This is a genomic window from Dictyobacter vulcani, from assembly GCF_008974265.1.
GTDB lineage: Bacteria > Chloroflexota > Ktedonobacteria > Ktedonobacterales > Ktedonobacteraceae > Dictyobacter > Dictyobacter vulcani.
The window spans coordinates 4,079,877-4,101,792 of sequence record NZ_BKZW01000001.1 but is presented as its reverse complement, the minus strand read 5'-3'; the positions used below and the strand labels follow the sequence as shown (position 1 = coordinate 4,101,792).

Annotated in this window: 15 protein-coding genes and 1 pseudogene; 4 read left to right on the top strand and 12 right to left on the bottom strand. The window is 51.6% G+C overall.

Translation table 11 applies throughout. The annotated features are described in order from the left end of the window. Positions 1-33: 33 nt before the first annotated feature. The 12 genes and pseudogenes from KDW_RS17480 to KDW_RS33955 form a co-directional block, all read right to left on the bottom strand. On the bottom strand, positions 34-1,812 hold the full coding sequence (locus KDW_RS17480; protein WP_151757135.1) for a glycosyltransferase family 39 protein: 1,779 nt from the start codon (positions 1,810-1,812) through the stop codon (positions 34-36). Then, complete coding sequence (locus KDW_RS17475) at positions 1,809-2,111, bottom strand: hypothetical protein (protein WP_151757134.1); 303 nt, start codon at positions 2,109-2,111, stop codon at positions 1,809-1,811. The genes KDW_RS17480 and KDW_RS17475 overlap by 4 nt, the downstream gene beginning before the upstream one ends. Then, the gene (gene thrC / locus KDW_RS17470) at positions 2,108-3,601 is read right to left on the bottom strand and encodes a threonine synthase (protein ID WP_198925309.1); all 1,494 of its coding nucleotides are present in this window, start codon (positions 3,599-3,601) and stop codon (positions 2,108-2,110) included. The genes KDW_RS17475 and thrC overlap by 4 nt, the downstream gene beginning before the upstream one ends. Further along, entirely contained in the window at positions 3,552-4,580 is a 1,029-nt protein-coding gene (thrB, locus tag KDW_RS17465) for a homoserine kinase (protein ID WP_151757133.1), read from the bottom strand. The genes thrC and thrB overlap by 50 nt, the downstream gene beginning before the upstream one ends. Before the next feature lie 261 nt (positions 4,581-4,841). Beyond that, on the bottom strand, positions 4,842-6,020 hold the full coding sequence (locus tag KDW_RS17460) for a 2-isopropylmalate synthase (protein ID WP_151757132.1): 1,179 nt from the start codon (positions 6,018-6,020) through the stop codon (positions 4,842-4,844). A 54-nt stretch (positions 6,021-6,074) separates the two neighbouring features. Further along, positions 6,075-7,097: a ketol-acid reductoisomerase gene (gene ilvC, locus KDW_RS17455; protein WP_151757131.1), complete on the bottom strand. Its 1,023-nt coding sequence runs from the start codon at positions 7,095-7,097 to the stop codon at positions 6,075-6,077. A gap of 136 nt (positions 7,098-7,233) precedes the next feature. Further along, entirely contained in the window at positions 7,234-7,779 is a 546-nt protein-coding gene (gene ilvN / locus KDW_RS17450; protein WP_151757130.1) for an acetolactate synthase small subunit, read from the bottom strand. Continuing rightward, positions 7,769-9,525: pseudogene (gene ilvB, locus KDW_RS35980) on the bottom strand (biosynthetic-type acetolactate synthase large subunit). The gene ilvN and the pseudogene ilvB overlap by 11 nt, the downstream one beginning before the upstream one ends. A 941-nt stretch (positions 9,526-10,466) precedes the next feature. Then, positions 10,467-10,898, bottom strand: coding sequence for an RNA 2',3'-cyclic phosphodiesterase (thpR, locus tag KDW_RS17440; protein WP_151757129.1), 432 nt, complete (start codon positions 10,896-10,898; stop codon positions 10,467-10,469). Further along, on the bottom strand, positions 10,895-11,473 hold the full coding sequence (locus tag KDW_RS33970; protein WP_233097735.1) for an ATP-dependent metallopeptidase FtsH/Yme1/Tma family protein: 579 nt from the start codon (positions 11,471-11,473) through the stop codon (positions 10,895-10,897). The genes thpR and KDW_RS33970 overlap by 4 nt, the downstream gene beginning before the upstream one ends. Before the next feature lie 137 nt (positions 11,474-11,610). Further along, on the bottom strand, positions 11,611-12,018 hold the full coding sequence (locus tag KDW_RS33960) for an AAA family ATPase (protein WP_233097734.1): 408 nt from the start codon (positions 12,016-12,018) through the stop codon (positions 11,611-11,613). A gap of 7 nt (positions 12,019-12,025) precedes the next feature. Further along, positions 12,026-12,733, bottom strand: a complete 708-nt coding sequence (locus tag KDW_RS33955; RefSeq protein ID WP_233097733.1) for an ATP-dependent metallopeptidase FtsH/Yme1/Tma family protein — start codon at positions 12,731-12,733, stop codon at positions 12,026-12,028. 900 nt (positions 12,734-13,633) lie between these two features. Between KDW_RS33955 and fdnG the strand changes: the two genes are divergently transcribed. From fdnG to KDW_RS17415, 4 genes are all read left to right on the top strand, one after another. After that, complete coding sequence (gene fdnG / locus KDW_RS17430; RefSeq protein ID WP_151757400.1) at positions 13,634-16,777, top strand: formate dehydrogenase-N subunit alpha; 3,144 nt, start codon at positions 13,634-13,636, stop codon at positions 16,775-16,777. A gap of 20 nt (positions 16,778-16,797) precedes the next feature. Continuing rightward, positions 16,798-17,793 carry a 4Fe-4S dicluster domain-containing protein gene (locus tag KDW_RS17425; RefSeq protein ID WP_151757128.1) on the top strand — a complete coding sequence of 332 codons (996 nt, stop codon included), beginning with the start codon at positions 16,798-16,800 and terminating at the stop codon, positions 17,791-17,793. A gap of 13 nt (positions 17,794-17,806) precedes the next feature. Beyond that, the gene (gene nrfD / locus KDW_RS17420; protein WP_151757127.1) at positions 17,807-18,931 is read left to right on the top strand and encodes an NrfD/PsrC family molybdoenzyme membrane anchor subunit; all 1,125 of its coding nucleotides are present in this window, start codon (positions 17,807-17,809) and stop codon (positions 18,929-18,931) included. Positions 18,932-19,198: 267 nt separating this feature from the next. Beyond that, positions 19,199-21,829: a CDC48 family AAA ATPase gene (locus KDW_RS17415; RefSeq protein WP_151757126.1), complete on the top strand. Its 2,631-nt coding sequence runs from the start codon at positions 19,199-19,201 to the stop codon at positions 21,827-21,829. The last annotated feature ends 87 nt before the right edge of the window (positions 21,830-21,916 follow it).

The window sequence follows — 21,916 nt, the reverse complement described above, 5'->3', positions numbered from 1 at the left end:
GAAGGTAATCCTTGCCACTTTTCGCCTGCAATTTTACCCTGACTGTATCGTATTGTTTAAATGTATCGAACTGAAGTGGAAAGACCCCATAAAAGTATACGAGAGGGTAGTTGGCAGGGTTGTAAAGGTGGAAACCTGCATAGCGGTCTGCGTCTGAGCGGGATCACCCAGGGGTACGACAAGCTCATCACCAGCACGCAACGAATCAAAGGAGCAGGTGCGCGTCGCAGGCGTTTCCTGGCCCCCCTGCGCATCGGCAGTAAAGCTATAGTTATAACTGGTTCGATATCCTGCTGGCATCGACTGCGGCACACGCCAGCGCGTGGCCAGTACATCCTGCTGTCCATTATTAAATGAACGTGCATCGACAAAACTGAGTCCATGGGTAAAATTGTCTTGACCGGCCGCCACGGTTTTTCCAGGTTGTAACACATACAGATTAAAGGCGGGTCCACCAGGATGCGGCAAGCTACCAGCAGGGGTGGCATGCACATAACTGCTCACCAGATCTAAGCGATGGGAACGTGGAGCAGTCAACAACATAGCCGCGCCAGACTGAGCGCCCGGCAGAACCAGGCAGCTATCATTTACCACAGTCGTAGGCGTTCTGGTCTGGCCCGCCAGATACGTAAAGGCCACCTGCGTCGCCGGATCAGCACTTATATAGATATGATTAAGGTGCCGCTGCTGCGCCATCTGATCAGCCGTTTGCAACGCTTTTTGTAAGGATGCCAGATCATTATAATACTGGCCCGCCCACGTGACATCATTATAGCGGCCATGCGAAGCATCATACACATATCCGAGAGCAGACAAGCCTGAAGCCCCGACTAAGAGGGCGCACACAAGATCAAGTGCAATGCGCAATCCCTGCTGCCTGCTAATAGCACGGGTACGCAACCAGTGCCACAGCGTTGCCAGAAAGAAGCCAATCAAGATAAAGGGTCCGGGCATAAACATAATAAAGTAATGTAAATGCAGCACAATATCATGACGCGTCAAATAGATCAATGGCACAATCTGCCAAGTCAGCAAGATCAACAGTCCACAACGCAGCGGTGACTGCCGCAGTTGTTTCCACCATCCCCACAGGCGACCAAAGAATGAAGTAGACTGAGTAGCGGCACTGGCTTCATTCCCACGCGCGGAGACAACCTTGACCACAGCCAACACAGTTCCAGCGACCAGCAGTAAGACCATGAGCGGCAAAAGCCAGACAAAGGCATTCAAATAAGGAAACAAAACAGACTTGCTATTGGTCATAGGATACTGCAATGGTCCGAGAAATTGGAGATAGAAGATGAGCGCCTGTGCATCAATTAAGCTTTGACCTTTGGATGTATGCAGAAGCGTATATATATCCTGAAAGTGTGTTTGAAAAAGCCAGATGATATAGGTAGAGTAGAGAAACAACACGCCGGCAGCACTCAAAAGCAAGTCATACCAGCGCAGGGTTTTACGAGGAGCCAGTACCAGCGTCACCAGTAGCGGAGCCGCCAGCACAATACTCGAAGCATGAAACTGCACTAACAGGCCAACCAGAATCACCGCAGGAAAAAGCCAGTTTGGTCGCCGCGCCACCGCTCCACGAAATAAACACCAGATTAAAAGCGGCACAAAAAACAATAACAGATTCTGATTCCACATAAAACGGGAATAGAAGATGGGCACGGCAGCCACCGCATACAGCAAAGCGGTTAACGTACCAGCCAGGCGACCATAATAGCGGCGTGTAAAAATATAGGTGAGTACCACTGCAGCGATAGCCAGGACAGCCGTCAAAACCGCTCCCCACAATGGATTAGCGCTCACGCCGCCGGCACCATCAAAGCATAAATAATAGCTGGAGGATTAAAAATTTTAATAGAAGCCACATTACTGGTTGCGACCAGATGGCCATGACTCACAGCATTGTGAGCCATATAAAAGATATCCGCTTGATCTCCATCGAACTCAGTCGTGTTGATGCCATATAAACGTAAAAATGCCGCAACCAGCAGGATAAGATACAGTTCCCAGGATTTGAGCAGCGCCCGGAAAGGGCGCTGTGTAGGAACAACCTGTTCATCCTTGCCAGCCACGAAGGTTTTTTTCTGCATGTCCAGACTCATTGTGCCAATACACTCCTCACGGCTTCAATAGTTGCCTTTACTGAGCCGCCACCAATGGTTTGAGGGATACCTGTCTTGCTATCTTTCAAAAGATTACCCGTCAGGATACCGACAACTTGCTCATCTCTCTTTATAATACCTGCCGCCACCAATTTACGTACGCCGGCCAGCGTAGCAGCAGAAGCTGGCTCACATCCAATACCTGCACGATCGATCACCGCCTTGGCGGCCAGAATTTCCTCGTCAGTCACCTGCTCCACAATTCCATCAGACTCCTCAATCACCCGCCGGGCCCGTGTATAGCTCACAGGATTTCCAATGCGAATAGCGGTGGCCAGTGTATCGGCCTGCACTTTTTCGCGTTGGGCAAAACCCTGCGTAAAGCTTTTATAGAACGGATTGGCCCCGGCAGCCTGAATCGAGGCGATGCGCGGCATATGACTGATCAAGGAAAGATTATACGCCTGCCGGAAAGCTTTGCCAATCGCGGACGTATTACCCAGATTACCAGCAGGCAACACCAACCAATCTGGTGCCTGCCAATCCAACTGCTGGAGCAACTCAAAGCCAATGGCTTTCTGGCCTTCAACGCGGAAAGGATTTAATGAATTCAGCAGATAGATCCCAAGTTCATTACACACCTGCTCAACCAGACGCATAGCATCATCAAAGTCACCCTCAATCTGGATGGTTCTGGCCCCATAGGCCAGTGACTGTGCCAGTTTGCCTGCGGCCACGTTAGTAGCGGGCAGAAAGACAATACCCGGCAAGCCAGCCTGGGCCGCATAGGAGGCCAGCGAGGCCGAGGTATTTCCGGTTGAAGCACAGGCAACAGCTTTTGCCCCCAGCATATTCGCCATGGTCACACCGACCGTCATACCACGGTCCTTAAAGCTACCGGTAGGATTTTCACCCTCGTGCTTCAAGAAGAAGCGTTCCAGGCCCGCATAGCTACCAATCTGGCGATGGCCCACACGGCCGGCGCCACAATTCTCAATGCCGACAGGATAAAGGTTTGTATTGCCTTCTGGCCGCGTGACCACAAAACGCTCTGGAGCCGGCAAAATGAGTTCGCGATAGCGCCAGACCCCACTGCCATCCAACAACATTTTGTCCGAGCTAATCGACCAGATCGGTGGATTCGCAGCCCGCTCATCAAAAACCTGGCGCCAGGGAGAACCGGCCGTAGGCGTGCCACCATCGGGCTCTGAATCAAAGCCATAGAGCATGGTGTCTACTTCCGGCGTGGCCAGAGTTACCTGTTGCGGTAGCTTAAACTCGGTTTCCACATCAAGCACCCCACCACAATCACAACGATAGCGAGGCGGTAAACCAGACTCAACAGCAGGATAAACAGTAGAACACTCCAGGCACCGCAATGTGATTGAGGACAAAGCCTCAATCACATCGGAAGCAAGAGTAGGAAGCGTTGAATGAGAATTATCGTCCGCTTCCCGGTCTGGCTGGAGACCAGTAGAATTGATCGCCATAACGCGCACTGACTTCCTTTCGTATGCGACTACGAGATGTATTAAGGACTCGTGCCCCACTCTGATTCGCCTGTAAAATCATGCCAGTTCCCTCTACACCAGCCGCGTGAGCAGTCTGTTGCATCGCACTTAAGATATCATGGAAATGTGAACTGGCAAGGGCGATAAGGGATGAACCACCTCCAGAAAGGCAAGCGCCATGAGCGCCCGCAGCAACGGCAGCGTTGATAATTTCAGTCATAGCAGGAAAGAGCACCTGGCGATAAGGTTGATGAAGCCGATCTTGCATGGCCTCGCCAATCAACTCATAACGCCCGGTTTGTAATGCGGTCAAAAGCAGTGCGACGCGTCCAGTATTAAACGTCACATCCGCCTTAGAATAGTTTGCCGGTAAAAGTTTACGGCCCGCAACGGTATCCATGGGAAAAGCAGGAGTAAAAATGACCGCCTTCAGCGCATTGGGGAATTTCGTCTTGATTGCATGAATTTTGCCATCCATATGCGTGGTGGCAACTAATCCACCCAGCAAAGCCGGAGCAACATTATCTGGATGGTTGCCAGCTTCCGCCTCAACTGCCAATTCCAATAATTCTTCCCGGGGCACATCAAGGCCCAGTGGACGAACCCAGGCATTGGCCGCCATCAAACCACCCACAACCGCGGTCGCACTACTGCCAAGTCCGCAACCATGAGGAATATTGATGGTCATACGAATGCGAAGCGATGGAACGGGTACCTGTAAGCGTTGTAAAAGCATCACAAAGGTCTGGAAGAACATATTGTCAGGTCCAGTTGATAGGCCTGCTCCAAGCGCACCGATGATCTCGATATTCGGATGCTCTGAATCATCTCCCCACTCTTCAACCTCAAAACGATTATACAGCTGTAGTGCTAAGCCTAGACTATCAAAACCAGGACCCAGATTAGCTGATGTTGCTGGGGTTAAGACTGTAACAGCAACAGGTAATACCAGTGCCATCGCCGGCTACCTGCCTTTCTGACGATGAATGCATAATTCATCCTTTCTTCAATCTACCTATTCTATCATGTTCTGTTATGCTCAGGCCATTGCGAGGACTAAAGTCATCCTGAACATGTATGCACAGATTTTGTGGATAGAATGGAGTTTTCTCACACTAAAATAACTTCCTGAGAGATAAAACCTGTTTTCTCATCTATAGAGACGGGAGTGAGAAAATAAGGGGGACAATAATGTCCCCGGCTGATTGTCCTCAAAACATTATACGGCAGCGGGTGTTTCTTTGCCGCTTTCAATAATGTAGAGCAGGTCATTCTCCGTGATGAGCTTTTTCTGGTCGGCAAGAGCCACAAAACGTCCATAGGCGGCCTGCAATTGTTCGGAGTCGAGTTTATAGCCGAGTTTCCGCAAGCGCGCATCGAGTCCATGCCGGCCTGAATGTTTGCCCAGGACAATATTCATGTCTTCCCAGCCAACAGATTGTGGGGTCATGATTTCATAGGTCATCCGATTCTTGAGCATGCCATTCTGGTGCAGATCCGCTTCATGGGCAAAGGCATTGCTTCCAACAATAGCTTTATTGGGCTGGACGGGCACACTCGTCAACTGGCTGACAAGCTGACTGGTAGCCAGCAACTGCTGCGTATCAATCCGTGTCGCAGCCCCTCCAAAGAGCTCTGGTCGCGTCCGCAAGGCCATCACCACCTCTTCCAGGGGTGTATTACCAGCGCGTTCACCCAGGCCGTTGACGGTAACTTCCACCTGCCGTGCGCCACCTTTGATGGCCGCCAGGGTATTAGCCGTAGCCATCCCCAGATCGTCATGGCAATGAGCGCTCATGGTAACCGTGTCTATACCCGGAACACGTTCGCGCAACATCCGGAAAAGCGCTTCATACTCGTGCGGCAAGGTATACCCAACGGTATCCGGCACATTAACCGTGCTGGCACCGGCCTGGATCGCCGTCTCGAAAATCCGACAGAGGTAGTCACGATCGCTACGCGTGGCATCCTCTGCAGAAAACTCCACGTGTGGACAGAGACGCCGGGCATACGTTACCATGGCACGAACAGACGCCAGGGCCTCCTCGCGGCTCAAAGAAAGGGTATGCTCCAGATGGATGTCGGAGGTAGCCAGAAACACGTGGATAATCGGTTGTTCAGCCCCACGAACAGCTTCCCAGGCCGCATCAATATCATCTTTATTGGCGCGGGCCAGAGCGGCCACAGCAACATTGCGTACCAGAGACGCAATATCTTTGACCGCCAGCAGATCTCCAGGCGAGGCAGCGGGAAAGCCAGCCTCAATAATATCGACATTCAAACGACCAAGTTGTTCAGCAACTTGAAGCTTTTCAGCATTGGTCAAAGTTGCGCCGGGAGACTGCTCACCATCACGTAGAGTGGTATCAAAAATTTTTACGGCTGCTGGATTTCCCATGTTCTGTTTCCTCCCTGTGATCAGTTCTGCTATGAGGCTCAATCGCCTCAAGCGTTATTTCGTGGATTCGGCTTTCTCAGCCTGTTTTGTATTCAGCCAGGGCATCATAGCGCGCAAATCACTCCCGACTTTTTCGATCTGGTGGGCAGCATGAGCGCGGCGCATCGCCTGGAAGCCTGGACGGCCAGCTTGATTTTCCAGAATAAAGTTCTTCGCAAAGGTACCATTCTGGATCTCTTTGAGGACCTGCTGCATCTCAGCACGAGTCTCATCCGTCACAATACGCGGGCCGGTCACATAATCCCCATACTCGGCGGTATTGCTGATGGAGTAGCGCATATAGCTGATACCACCCTGGTACATCAGGTCGACAATCAACTTCATCTCATGCAGACACTCAAAGTAGGCAACCTCCGGCTGGTATCCAGCGTTCACAAGGGTCTCAAAGCCAGCCTGGATTAATGCAGAGACGCCACCGCAGAGGACAGCCTGCTCACCAAACAGATCCGTCTCGGTCTCTTCAGCAAAGGTGGTGCGCAGCACACCAGCACGAGTTGAGCCAATACCGCGAGCATAGGAAAGGGTCAGGGCTTCAGCCTGACCGGTGGCATCCTGGAAAACAGCCCACAGCGCAGGAACACCGGCGCCCTCTTCAAACACTCGGCGCACCATATGGCCCGGACTCTTAGGAGCCACCATGGCGACATCGATATCGGCTGGAGGCACAATCTGTGAGAAATGGACGCTAAATCCGTGCGCGACCAGCAAAAGTTTTCCTGCGGCCAGGCCCGGGCGAATATCGCGCTCAAACACTTCACGGTGCAACTCATCAGGAATCAAGATCATGATTACATCAGCCTGCTGGGCGGCATCAGCAGGAGTAAGAACCCTCAGACCATTGGCCTCTGCTCTGGCACGGCTCTTACTGCCTGCGGGTAGACCGACCACAACATCACAACCGTTATCTTTCAAGTTCAAGGCATGGGCATGGCCCTGGCTTCCATAACCAATGATCGCAATCCGCTTGCTCTGGATAAGTTCTAAGTTTGCATCGGCATCGTAATAAATATTTGCCATCAGTGTTTCACTCCTTAAACATTTCTATGTGGTCTCAAATAAAAGACCCCAAAACGTACGTGTAAAGAAAAGACCTGGCTACCTCGCTTTTTCAGCACTCCATCCGGCTGATTAAAGCAGTACTCGAGAACGCTACTTACACACTTGAAAGGCGTGCCATCGCCACGCAACCCGAACGAACAATGTCATGAATTGGATAGGATTGAAAGGCTGCCACGACCTGATCAATTTCTTCGGGACTTCCTGTAGCTTCGAAGGTCATGGCCACAGGTGTGGTATCTACCACGGTTGCGCCCGCCTGTTGGCCAGCGGCAATCAGGTCAGCGGACTGTACAGTAGACGTGGCAATCTGGATCAGGACTATTTCAAGTTGGACGGCCTGTGCGGCCGTCACATTAATGACCTCCTGCACATCAATAATTTTGCGGATCTGGGCGACCAGATGATCAATTACAACCTCGGCATCCTGTACCTGGACCGTCACGCGGAAGACCTCCGGCTGCGTATCGGGTGCCAGGGCAAAGGATTTCAGCATCGAGCGCCGCCGCCGCAAGACACCAACCACACGATCAACGGCCCCTGGCCGATCCACCACCGAAATGATCAGTGTATGTGTTTTCGCGGTACCTTGTGGTGCATTGGTATGATGTGCGCGGACAGATGTCACAGCATTATTTGTCATCGTTTGCTTTCTCCTGCGCCGTTTCCTCAATCATTTCGGTGATTGCCTTACCAGGAGCAACCATGGGATACACATTGGCTTCGGGCTCGATAATAAATTCGACAATCACGCTCCCCTCGGTCGCCATGGCTTCACGAATCGCCGGCTCAACCTCCTCGCGCCTCTTCACCCGAATACCTTTTAAGCCATAAGCATCCGCCAGCTTCACATGATCGGGTCCCGTCATTGGTGTCTCGGAATAGTTGCGCGAATGGAAGAACTGCTGCCACTGCCGCACCATGCCCAGATAGCCATTATTCATAATCGCAACCTTGACCGCGATCCCTTCCTGCCGTAGAGTCGCCAGTTCCTGAATATTCATCTGGATACCTCCATCACCAGCCACGGCCCAAACAGGAGCGTCAGGCACGCCCATTTTCACACCCATCGCGGCCGGCAAGGCAAAGCCCATGGTTCCCAGGCCACCCGAAGTGATATGACTATTCTCCCGCGTCCATTGATAGAAGCGTGCGGTCCACATCTGGTGCTGACCAACATCCGAAACCACAATTGCCTCGCCGTCTGTCACCTTATGGATCGTTCCCAGAATACTGATAGGATCTGGCAATTCATCGCTGCGCTGTAGCTGCTTACCACGCTCATCACTGGCCTGCTCCCAGGAACGGATCTCTCCCAGCCAATCCCGGTGATCACCAGCCTCAAGCGTCGCGGTCAGGGCGGCCAACGCGACACGAGCATCAGCCACAATAGGTACCGTGGCAACCTTGACTTTGTGCATCTCCGCAGCATCGATATCAATGTGGATCAACTTTGCATATGGCGCAAACTTGGAAACATCACCAGTAACGCGATCATCAAAGCGCATTCCCACACCAATGATCAGGTCTGCTGCACCAATAGCATGATTCGTGTGCACTGGTCCATGCATACCAGGCATACCAATATGGAGTGGATGCGTATCAGAGAGAGCACTCAGGCCCAGCAAGGTCGTAATCACCGGTACTGATGCCTTCTCCGCGAACGCCTTCAGCTCAGCGTAGGCATTTGATAGGATGACTCCATGTCCCGCCATAATTACAGGGCGTTTTGCCTGAGCAATCAAGGCAGCCGCCTGACCAAGAAGATATTCCGAGGGAGCCTCTGTCTGGGCTACGAGCGCATCCAGATATTCAGAGGAGGTCTGATGGTCAGCCGCACGATAAGTGGTCCTGGCGAACTGCACATCCTTTGGCACATCAACCAGGACAGGACCGGGGCGGCCACTGCGCGCGACACGGAAAGCCTCATGCAAGTAGCAGCCAGTTCTTCGACATTGCGGACCAGAAAATTATGCTTGGTAATGGGTTGTGTCACGCCCAGTATGTCAGTCTCCTGAAAAGCATCGCGCCCGATAAAATTACGAGCTACCTGACCCGTAATCGCCAGGAGGGGAATAGAATCCATAAATGCTGTAGCCAGCCCTGTGACCAGATTAGTGGCACCTGGACCACTGGTCGCCACACACACACCAACCTTCCCTGTAGCGCGGGCATAGCCATCGGCCGCATGCGCCGCAGCCTGCTCATGGCGCACAAGCACATGATGCAATGCTGGATAAGATGTAATCGCATCATAGAACGGCATAATAGCCCCGCCGGGATACCCATACATCAAATCGACACCTTCATGTTGTAACACTTCACAAATGATCTCACTACCAGTTAACTCGCGAACCTCATCCCCATGTTGACCAGTCTGATAAGCCATGCCCGTCTGCTGAATATCCTTTGTAGCGATTACCATAATTCCTCCTGAAAAAAATCGACTATAAAAAAAAGAAGACCTCCCATGGTGGGAGGTCCTCGTCAGGATACCTTCTTTGGATTGGGTGGCTTCTTTGCTCCCGTTTAATCTCCCCATGTGTTTCTTGTGGCTACCTTACTGTTTTGCCCTACCAGACTCTCATGCCTTGCGAGTCCGATAAGGCCGATAATAAGGAGGCTAAGAATAATAGTGACCACAAGCTCTAAGAGGAGGGAACCCGGAATCAATATGTGAACAAGCACAAACAAAGAAACCGACGTAATCACGTCGGTTTTATTTATCAGAGCTATTGCGCTTGCTGCTGTTGCGTCACAAGCGCACATACTTTGTGCGGGCATCGAAAAGGGCATACGTCCAGACGGATGTTGATAGGCATTCATTGCCATCTTCTTTCCGTGTGACATCGCCATCATTTCTTGCTCCATTCACGCATAGTATACATGTGTGTCCACATAGCAAAACATTTTTTGTGTAGTTTGATACATTTACGGATACACCATAAGCAACTTTGCCAGGCCATTTCGTAATATGTTGTTGTTGTTTTCGAGAATACACCACCGTGCGAATAGTTGTCAACCCTAATTATCACTCCTGGGGATAGGTTTGGAGAAAGCATACACGTCAACCCGGCAAGCTATGTATGTTTATTACATATAATTTTGGTGTTAAAACTTGAATTCAAGAATATTCCTATGTTACACTATAAGGATATATATCCAAATAGGAATAACAAATTCATCTTCCACTATTACTGCTGTAAAGGATATTCTTGCAGACGACTATAGATAGCTCCATCCTGGGTTAATTCGCTTTTCATGATATGAAGATGAGCGACTGGATAGGGTTGAGAAGGACGTGGAGGATGGTTAAGGAGAGTTTGAAGCTCAGTATATTCCTGGGACTAAGGGGGCTTTGCCACGGGCGAGGGTCAGATGAGGAGAGAAGGGACGCGTCTCGACGGGAAAATCGCGTTGCTTTAACTGCTGCTGCAGGAGTCGATGCAACTGTGTCAGAGAACCAGTACGCTCTTCGATACCCATCCACAAGACACGCGGCTGACGTGGCGAGCCAAAGATGCCAGGTCTGGTAAGACGATAGGTAAAAGGAGCAACCTGGCTGGCAGCCTGCCGGGTAGCAGCAGATAGAAGTTGCAACTGGTCATCATCAAGCTCCCCAAGAAAAGCCAGCGTCAGATGAATTCCCTGCGGATTCACCCATTTCATGCCTGGAAGTACAGGTGCCACCTGATGGATAAATCCACTCAGGTGGCGCTGTAATGCTTTATTCATTTCAAGGGCAATAAAAGTCCTGGTCATGCAGCAAACAACATCCGATCCAACTCTTCCCCGTCGATAGTCTCGACCTGAATCAGGTGCTCTGAGATCAACATCAGTTTCTCTTGTTTCTCACGCAAAATCCGTAAGGCTGTCTCGTAGGCCTGATCGATCAGAACCGATACTTCTCTATCGATACGAGACGCCATCTCTGAACTCATGGTGACGTTACCTTCTGCGTCACCCTTCAACAAGACATTACCCAGTGGCGACATACCAAACTCACAAACCATCCGGCGAGCAATACTGGAGACATATTCAATGTCCTGGCTGGCACCGGTCGTGATATCACCAAAGATAATCTCTTCAGCCGCACGTCCACCCATGGCACCGGCCATTTTGGAGAGCAGTTCGGAACGGCGCATCAAATAGCGATCTTCTGAAGGTGATTGAACGGTAATGCCCAGCGCCATACCACGAGCAATGGCAGAAACTTTTTGCACCGGATCAGCATTAGGCATTGAACGCATCACGATAGCGTGTCCAACTTCGTGGTACGCGATAATCGCCTTCTCAGCCTCGGTGATCATACGGCTCTTACGCTCAGGTCCAGCCATAACACGCAGAATGGCTTCTTCCAGGTCTAGTTTACTTACAGTACTCTGTCCCTTACGGGCAGCTAATAACGCGGCTTCATTCAGCAGATTAGCCAGATCGGCTCCGGAGAAGCCTGCGGTCTGGCGAGCCAGTTCGGTCAGGGTGACGCCTCGGCAAGTGGCTTGCCAGCAGCGTGTACTTCCAGAATAGCCTGGCGACCACGAATATCAGGATTGTCCAACATCACGCGGCGATCAAAACGGCCAGGACGCAGGAGCGCTTGATCCAGGACATCTGGTCGATTGGTGGCGGCAATCACAACCACATTGGCGTGCTTATCAAAGCCATCCATCTCAACCAGTAACTGGTTCAAAGTCTGCTCACGCTCATCGTTACCACCGGTACCAGAATTGGTACGCTGACGACCAACAGCATCAATCTCATCGATAAAGATGATGCATGGCGAATGATCCTTGGCCTCTTTAAACAGGTCGCGGACACGGGCTGCACCGACACCAACAAACATCTCGACAAACTCAGAACCACTGACACTGTAGAAAGACACACCTGCCTCACCAGCAACAGCGCGAGAAATAAGGGTTTTTACCAGTACCTGGTGCGCCAACCAGCAGCACCCCTTTAGGGGTACGAGCACCCATCGCAGTAAAGCGCTCAGGTTGCTTCAGAAATTCAACAATCTCTTGTAACTCAAGCTTGGCTTCTTCAACGCCAGCCACATCTTTAAATAAGACTGACGGACGAGACTCAGAAAAACGCTTGGCCTTAGAACGCGCAAATGGCATTGACTGACCACTGCGGCGCATAAACATAAATGTCAGACCAACCACGAGCAACACGAGTAATAATCCCATCACACCCTGCAACCACTGCCCCTGTTGATTAGTATCAATACTCACATTGACTTTGTCACGTCTAAATAACTCAGTAACAGACTGACCTTCTTCTTTGACTGCATGGTACTGCTGACCTGTGACACCAGTCGCAGTAACATCATTACCAGCCAGAACAACCGATTTCAGCTGATGCTGATCAGCCATATCTAATACAGTACCAATCGATCGTTCTTGTACAGCAGGTCCACTCAATGAGACAGCGGCAAATCTTGCTCCTACGATTCCCAGAAGGAGTAAGCCCATAATAATCAATGCAATAGGCAGGCCATAACGGGCTGCAAAGCTACGCTTCCGCGTTGTTTTGGGAGTAGAGTTATGAGAATCTGATTTAGTTGTTTTTTGATTTTCTTTTGGAGGCATTTCCATGCGATTACATTAGACCCTTCTATATATTTTCTAATTCTTCTAATGTACTGACTACCACGCCTGTATCAGCTTGTATCGCAGCGCATTTTTGCTACTCATGGTGACACTTGAGGCTAGTATAGCTTATAAGAAAATGTTTAGCAAGATAAGTATAAGCTTAGAAGCCTGAGAAAACTTAGAATTAGTACTAACGTACATAGTATGGTAAATTACTTTATCTCGCATACAGCTTGCTTAGTACTACGTCTTGTTCACGTTCTCGCCCGCTACAGAAGGATATGTAGCGATGGTAGTTGGATACTACGTATTAAAGTTGAAAGCCTATGTGTTTAACAACTAAATCTATGAATTAGCTACTTTAGTACCTGAAATTCAAGAGGAGAAAAGTACCAGAAAGTGGGTACTTTTCTGTAACTACAAAGGTGATTTTTATCGCCTCTAGTACTTTGTCAAACTTCGTGTGATAGGTTGTTTGCCCGCTACGCGGGCGGGATGGGGGGGGGAAATGCCGGGGGCACAGCCCCCGATCCCCCAGTCAAGGGGCTCGCCGCCCCTTGCATCCCCGCTTTCCTTTCCCATGATGTCTGACAGTCTACTAGTATTCTGTCAGGCTCCATGGGAAAGGGAGGCCAGGGCACAGCCCTGGAACCCAGTCAGGGAATTGCATCCCCTGCCTTTCTTATCAACTTGGACAGTGCACTAGTTTATCTTTACATCAGGCATGCTACAATATGACAACAGATGAAGGAAGCGAAAGAGGCCAGTTGCTAATTTAAAGGGATGTGGTGCCAGGGTAATAATAGCAAGAGTGGTTTTTCTTTACGCAGACGCTTATTTGCTTCCCTAGAAGAGGATATTGCTATGCAAGAACATGCGAACGAGCCAGGACGCACATCCAAAATGCTTACGGATGTGATGGAGATTGGCTCCAGGGTACAACCCTTTAGCCGAGAAAGCCGGGATAAAGCAGCACGCATTCGGGATGCACGCGTTGTGCACAGTGTCTGCCCTTATTGCGCGGTCGGCTGCAGTCTCAATGTCTATGTGAAAAATGGTCAGGTTATTGATATTGAGGGCAATCCTGATAGTTTTATTAACCATGGCACGCTCTGTCCAAAGGGATCGGCGACATTCCAATATACCATCAATTCGAGCCGCCTGACCAAAGTGCTGTATCGCGCTCCCTACAGTGATCACTGGGAAACCAAAACGCTGGATTGGGCCATGGGTCAGATCGCGCAACGTGTAAAAAAATCGCGCGATGAGACCTTTGTGGAACGCCTTGAGGACGGTCGGGAGGTAAATCATACCCTTGGCATAGCCTCTTTGGGTGGTGCGACACTGGACGTTGAAGAAAACTACGTCATCAAAAAACTCTTTAATGCTGGATTGGGTATCGTCTCGATTGAGAACCAGGCCCGTATATGACACAGTTCTACAGTGCCCGGTCTGGGTACAACGGTAGGACGTGGCGGTGCCACAACATCTCCACAAGATCTGGTCAATAGCGACTGTATATTGATCATGGGCAGCAACATGGCAGAGGCGCATCCGGTCGGATTTGCCAACGTCGTGAAGGCCAAAGAACGAGGCGCAAAGGTCATTCATGTTGATCCGCATTTTTCGCGTACATCGGCACTGGCTAATCTTTACGTGCCCACGCGAGCAGGATCCGATATCGTGTTTTTAGGGGCCATTATTCGCTACTTGTTAGAAAATAATGCCTATTTCCACGAGTATGTCGCCAACTATACGAATGCTCCCATGCTGATTCGTGAGGATTTCCAGGATACAGAAGACCTGGATGGACTCTTCTCCGGCTATGATCAAGAGTCTAAAACCTATACAGATCATAGTAGCTGGGATTATCAGCGCGACGAGAACGACAATCCTCTGACAGATCCAACCATGCAGAATCCACGCTGTGTGCTGCAAATTATGCGCCGCCATTTCGCTCGCTATACACCTGAAATGGTTGAGGCGGAGTGCGGTGTGCCACAGGAAAGCTGGCTGCAAGTGGTGCAGACACTGGTTGAGAACTCTGGACGCGAGCGCACCGGCGCATTGTGTTACGCGGTTGGTTGGACACAACAATCCAAAGGCGTACAAATTATTCGTGCTGGCGCCATTATTCAATTACTGCTGGGCAATATTGGACGTCCTGGTGGTGGAATCCTGGCCCTACGAGGACACGCATCGATCCAGGGTTCAACCGATGTCCCAACCCTGTATGATCTGCTCGCCGGCTATATGCCTCAACCCGCAGAGATGCTGGACGCAAAACCAGAAGCTCAACATAGTCCCACAGCCACTACCTGGGGAGAGCGCAAAGACCAGCATGTGCATAAACGCACGCAGCAAACATTGCAGGAATACATCGATGTCGCCGGCATGAAACTTGGCTGGTGGTCGAATGTCCCCTCATACATTGTCAGCCTGCTCAAAGCCTGGTATGGGGATGCCGCCACAGCCGAAAACGACTGGGGCTATCACTGGCTCCCAAAAATTATCGGCGACCATTCACATATCAATACCAGTTATGACATGCTGGATGGTAAAGTCAAAGGCTACTTCCTGCTCGGACAAAATCCAGCCGCCGGCAGTACCAATGCACGTATGCAGCGCAAGGCACTGGCACAGTTGGATTGGATGGTTGTGCGCGACCTCTATGAAGTAGAATCAGCCACATTCTGGTATAAGGGTCCTGAAGAAGTGGATCCCAGGCAGATCAAGACCGAGGTCTTCTTGCTCCCGGCAGCCGCGTCCACAGAGAAGGAAGGTAGCTTTACCAATACACAGCGCCTGATCCAGTGGCGCGATAAAGCGGTCGATCCACCCGGAGATGCCCGCTCGGACCTCTGGTTCATCTATGATCTGGGAAAACGACTGAAGGCCCTGTATGCTGACAGTACCGAGCCAAAAGATCAAGCGCTACGAGCCCTGACCTGGGATTATGATCGCGCTGAGCCAGAACCGGGATCGCGCTTGCTGGATGAGCCGGATGCTGAGCTAGTCCTGAAAGAACTCAACGGCTTCTATGTTCGCAAGCAAGACGAAGAGGGGAACACCAATACCTATGGCTTCCGCGAGGCTCCCCACGTGCCAGCCTTCACCGCCTTGAAAAATGATGGCAGTACGGCCTGTGGATCCTGGATCTATAGCGGTGTTTATCCAGAGCCTGGGAAAAATCGGGCCGCCTCGCGCCATAGCGATGGAGGAACCAACCTGGATTGGGGCTTTGCCTGGCCTGCTAACCGGCGTATCCTCTACAACCGGGCCTCGGCCGATCCTGAAGGCAAACCATGGTCCGAGCGCAAGAAATACATCTGGTGGGATGAAGAGCAGAAAAAATGGACGGGTAAGGATATTCCCGATTTTCCAGTGGACAAAGCACCAGATTATCGTCCTGATCCAAAGGCAACTGGCATGGATGGCATTTCAGGGACCAATCCATTTATCATGAAACCCGATGGTCGTGGCTGGCTCTATGCGCCAGTAGGCCTGAAGGATGGACCGCTCCCAACCCATTATGAGGCCGCCGAATCACCAGTGCATAATGCTCTCTATAAGCAGCAGAGCAATCCAGCCGCCAAGTTCCATAAGAATCGAAAAGACAATCGACTGGCCAGCATAGGAGATCCAGACTATCCAGTCGTGATTACTACCTATCGGCTCACCGAGCATCATGTCAGTGGTCCGATGACGAGGTGGATGCCCTGGCTCAACGCCCTGCAGCCATCACTGTTCGCCGAGATCAGTCCAGAACTGGCAGCAGAGCGACAGATTGTGCATGGAAGCTGGATGGTGTTGAAAACACCACGGGGTGAGATTGAGGCGCGAGCGATGGTTACCCGTCGTCTGCAACCGCTGCGCATTCGTGGTCGCGTCGTGCACCAGATTGGACTCCCTTTCCATTGGGGCTTCCAGGGGAAGAGCACTGGCAGTATCGCGAATGATCTGACCCATTCCGTGCTTGAGCCCAACGTAAGTATTGAAGAGGCCAAGGCCTTTACCTGTAACGTGCGTCCTGGACGCCTTTCATAAGTAGAGAGGACCCACAGGCAATGTTAGAACAACGTGGACGAGAAAGTGTTTCGTCCATTGCGCAAGGGGTCAAGCAGCTACCACAGCTGCTGACCCTCTTACACAAAGAAACACCGCCACCAGAAGAGCCTGCGCTAGGCTTCTTCACTGATACAAGTTTGTGTATCGGCTGTAAAGCGTGTGAGATCGCCTGCAAACAATGGAACCAGCTGCCAGCCGCCACGCCGGATTGGAGCGGCACCAGTTATGATAATACCCAGCATCTTGGTGCCACCACCTGGCGACATGTGCAGTTTATCGAGCAGATCGAGCGCCGCATTCCAGCCGGAACAGGACAGTCAGCACAACAAACAAGCAGTACGCTACCAAAATTATCCCTTTTCCAACCAATGGATAGTGCTGAAGCCATTCCTGCGACACCACCGGGTACAGCCCTGCCATTTTTTAACAGTGACCGCTGGCTGATGCATAGTGATGTCTGTAAACATTGCGCCAATGCACCCTGTCAGGAAGCGTGTCCAACAGGAGCAATTATTCACACTGAATACGACACGGTCTATGTACAACAGGATATCTGCAATGGCTGTGGCTACTGCGTCGTCGCCTGTCCGTTTGGCGTCATTGCCCGCGATACCGGAGGCGATGGTCAGGCACACAAATGTACCCTGTGCTATGATCGCTTGAAGGACGGCATGAAACCGGCATGTGCCAAGGCCTGTCCCACTGAATCAATCCAATTCGGCGAGGTGCAGGAACTCAAGAAAAATGCGCAAGAGCGCCTGGGGCTCCTGCAGGAGCACGGCGTTAGCGAGGCCAGTCTGTATGGCGCCGATGACAAGATTCTGGAAGGAGGACTCCACTCTTTCTTTTTACTGCTGGACGAACCCGAAGTATACAACCTACCAGCAAATCCAGCGCGCCCAAGCAACCATGTGCTTCCCACTTCACTGGGAACCATCATTACCGCGCTGCTGATGGGCTTGATGAGTATCTTCTTTTTCAGTAATAAAGAATAGGTTGAGGCATTTCATGGATAACACACGTGTCTCAGAAACAAGCAGCAGCACGCTTCCAGTCAATAAGGAGCGGGAGAATAAATGGCCAACAAGCAGTCAGCTCCCACAACCCACGCTCCTGGAAACACTGGCAGTCTGGACTACTGGCTATCGGCCCGATCCGGTACGAGAGCTACAAGAAAAATCATATTATGACTATCCAGCCCTCAAAGCTCCTGTCTGGAGTTGGGAGATCATCTGGTATTTTTTCATGGGTGGATTGGCCGGAGGTTGCTATGTGCTCGCGACGATCGCTTCACTCTTCGGTGCTAAAGAAGATCGCATCGTGGCTCGCGTAGGCTACTACGCCTCCCTGCTCGCACTCCTGCCCTGTCCGCCATTGCTGATCAAGGATCTGGGTCAGCCCAAAAAATTCTTAAATATGATGCGGGTCTTTAAAGTGAAGTCACCGATGTCGATGGGCGTCTGGGGCTTGCTCACCTTTTCAATGTTTAGCGCCCTGACCGCAGTAATTCAGGCCGCCCGTGATGGACTATTGGGAAAATGGTGGGGCGCAAAGCTGCTGGCCAGACTGCCACAACGAGCACTGGCGGTACCTGGTAGCATTTTCGCCATCTTCCTCAGTGGCTATACCGGCGTCCTGCTGGCAGCAACCAGTATTGCAGTCTGGTCCCGGAGCCGCATGCTCGGCGCTCTGTTCGTCTCGTCTGCCTTCTCAACCAGCACTGCGCTGATCTCATGTATCCTGCGCATTGTGGGTGCTCCAGTAAAAACCCTGCATAAGCTGGAGCGCATTGAATGGGTAAACATGCTGATCGAACTGGTCAACCTGCTGGCCTTTTTACGCATCACTGGTCGCGCCGCCAGAGCACTGGTAGGCACCGGCCCGCGCGAAAAAGGTCCAACCTTCTGGAGTATGATGTTTGGAAGCGGCCTGGTTTTGCCATGGCTCTTACAGACCTGGTTATTATTTAAGAAACAACCAGTCTCTCCCAGGAAAAAGAAGCGCGGTGGCCTCGGTCTGATCGTTTCCCTGCTGGTGCTGCTCGGCGGTTACTTCCTGCGGAAAACCGTCGTTGAAGCCGGCCATGTTTCCAGCGCTGATGCTCGCACCTCATTGTGGAACGCCCGACGTTAGTAGTGGTGACGTGCGCTTAACAGGCCATCGTGAACATCGCTCACACCATTGAGCAACAAACAAGAACAAGAACCGAGATTTGAGTAGCCCGAATAGGCAACCCGGATCTCGGTTCTAACTTTCTCTCCACTGTCTCGTACATGCCTTATGCATCAGAATTTATTCATAATTTCAGGACCATTGATGATAAAAAAGTTGCGTTGGTCTCGGCCAATATAATGTCACCAACAAGACCCAAATTTCTTCGTGGATGTAAAGAGAGGATATATGCAGGAGCCACATACTACTCCCAATACAAATACAGAAAACAATAGCTCCGACTCGCCAACGCAGACTACGACCAGACTTGCAGGCGAGGCATCAAAGCATACCACAACCAAACTGGTTGCCGAGGATGCAGAGCAGGCGACCAATGGATCAACAGCAGAAGCAGCCACAGATTCCACGGAAGATCGTTTGTCGTTGATCGTCGTCGAGGGTTTCCAGGTCGGGCGTGGCGCTGCACGCATCGATCCCAGTGATATGGCCCGCCTGGGCTGTCAGTCCGGCGATATCATCATGATTGAAGGATCACGCACCACCGCCGCCAAAGTCGTTCCCAGTGCCCTGGTTGATCGCGGTCAACAATCAATTCAAATGGATAGCCAGGTACGCCAGAATAGCGCATCTGGCCTGGGTGAACACGTGCATGTGCACAAAGCCAGAGTCAGTGCGGCCGAAAAAATCACCATCCTGCCACTGAGCGGCGGTGCACCAATCCAGGAATCCGACTTGCAATATATCGTACGTTACCTGGTTGGTTTGCCCGTTACTATCGGCGACCTGCTACGGGTGGGTACCCCGGGCACAGCGGCCCGTGAATTTTTAATTATCGGCACGAATCCACCTACGCCCGCCTATACATTGCAAAATCGCCAGAAAACCGGCGAGCTCCCAATCGTAGCATCACCAGCGGCAAACACCGAAGTGGAGGCGGTACTGGTCCAACCTGGAACCGTTGTACGCGCCCAGGCACGCGGTGCCAATAATGGTGCCCCTAAACGGGTCGGTTATGAAGACATTGGCGGACTTGGCAAAGAGCTCCAGCGCATTCGGGAGATGCTTGAACTGCCACTGAAATATCCAGCCGTTTTTGACCGCTTAGGCGTCGAGCCGCCCAAAGGAGTGCTCCTGTATGGACCTCCAGGCACCGGTAAGACATTGATCGCACGCGTAGTCGCAGCTGAGACCAAAGCGACCTTTTTCATCATCAATGGACCAGAAATCATTAATAAATTCTATGGTGAAAGCGAATCGCGCCTGCGCTCAGTCTTCCAGGAAGCCCAACGGAAAGCGCCCAGTGTCATCTTTATCGATGAGATCGACGCCCTGGCACCAAAACGTGCTGAAACGGGTGGAGAGGTCGAGCGCCGCATTGTCGGACAGCTCCTGGCCTTGATGGATGGTCTGGAGTCCCGTGGACAGGTTGTAATTATTGGTGCGACCAACCAGCCAAACGCACTTGATCCAGCCATCCGCCGTCCTGGACGCTTTGATCGTGAGATCGCCCTGCGCGTTCCGGATGTGCGCGGACGCATGGAAATCCTGCAGATTCATAGTCATGATGCCGCACTCGCCAACGACGTAGATGTCCAACGTCTGGCCCAGCTCACACCTGGTTTCGTCGGAGCCGACCTGGAATCCTTATGTCGTGAGGCAGCCATGATCGCCCTGCGCCGTGTATTACCATATATCGACTACCAGCGCGGCTATATTCCCTATGAGACACTGGTGAATCTTAATATCACCATGGCCGACTTCCAGGCTGCCCTGCGCGAGGTTGAGCCATCAACAACGCGTGAAGTATATGTAGAAGTTAGCGACACTTCCTGGGATGACATTGGGGGACTCGAGTATACCAAAAACATGCTCACCGAGAGCGTCGAATGGCCACTGCGCTATCCAGAGATATATAGCAATGCCCATGTCGAACCGCCACGCGGTGTAATCCTTTCTGGCCCTCCGGGATCTGGTAAAACGTTGATTGCCCGTGCGCTGGCGAATCAATGTGAAGCCAGCTTCATCTCGATCAAAGGACCAGAATTGCTCTCCAAGTGGGTTGGTGAATCCGAGAAGGGTATTCGTGAAGTGTTCAGACGCGCCAAACAGGCCGCCCCCTGTATCGTCTTTTTTGATGAACTTGACGCACTGGCACCACGCCGTGGCAGTGGCAATGATGGCAATGTCGGCGACCGCGTTATAGCCCAATTGCTCACTGAGATGGATGGCATCGAAGGCCGCGAAGGAGTTATCGTGCTGGCCGCGACCAATCGACCAGACATGATCGATCCAGCCCTCCTGCGTCCTGGTCGCTTCGACCTGGGCGTTGAGTTGCAGTATCCCAGCGAAGAAGAGCGTCGCGCTATCTTTGGAGTTCACCTGCGCGAGCGACCAATCGCACCAGAGATCACTGTCGAGGAACTGGCCAAACTCACACCAGGCAGAAGTGGTGCCGATATCGAAGCCATCTGCCGTCGAGCCGCCCTGTTTGCGCTACGCGAATGGATCGCGCCAAGACTTGGTTTGGGACATGTTTCCGTCACACCAGTTATTGAAACAGCCGATGGACATACCGCCCCGATCGAGGCAAATGGCAATCCCGAGCCACAAACAACAACGCAAGAAACTACGGATACCGTAGCGAAACGCTTCCTGATTCGGCCCGAACATTTTGCCCGAGCCATCGACGAGCAGCAAGAACGCTACTCAATCCAGGAAGCCGCAGAAGAAGAACGCGGCCGTCAGGAGCGCGGCCGTCAACGACTGATCGACATGGCCGCCGATTATAATAATCCAGCCGAAAAACCAGCCCTGGGCGGTTTCCGACTCTGGCTTGCCCGCCTGTTTGGACTGGTCTAAGTCTCAGTAAATACTAATACTAGAGGTACCTGAAAAAGCTCGGCTTTATGAAAAGCCGAGCTTTTTCATCTGCATCATAAATTTCAT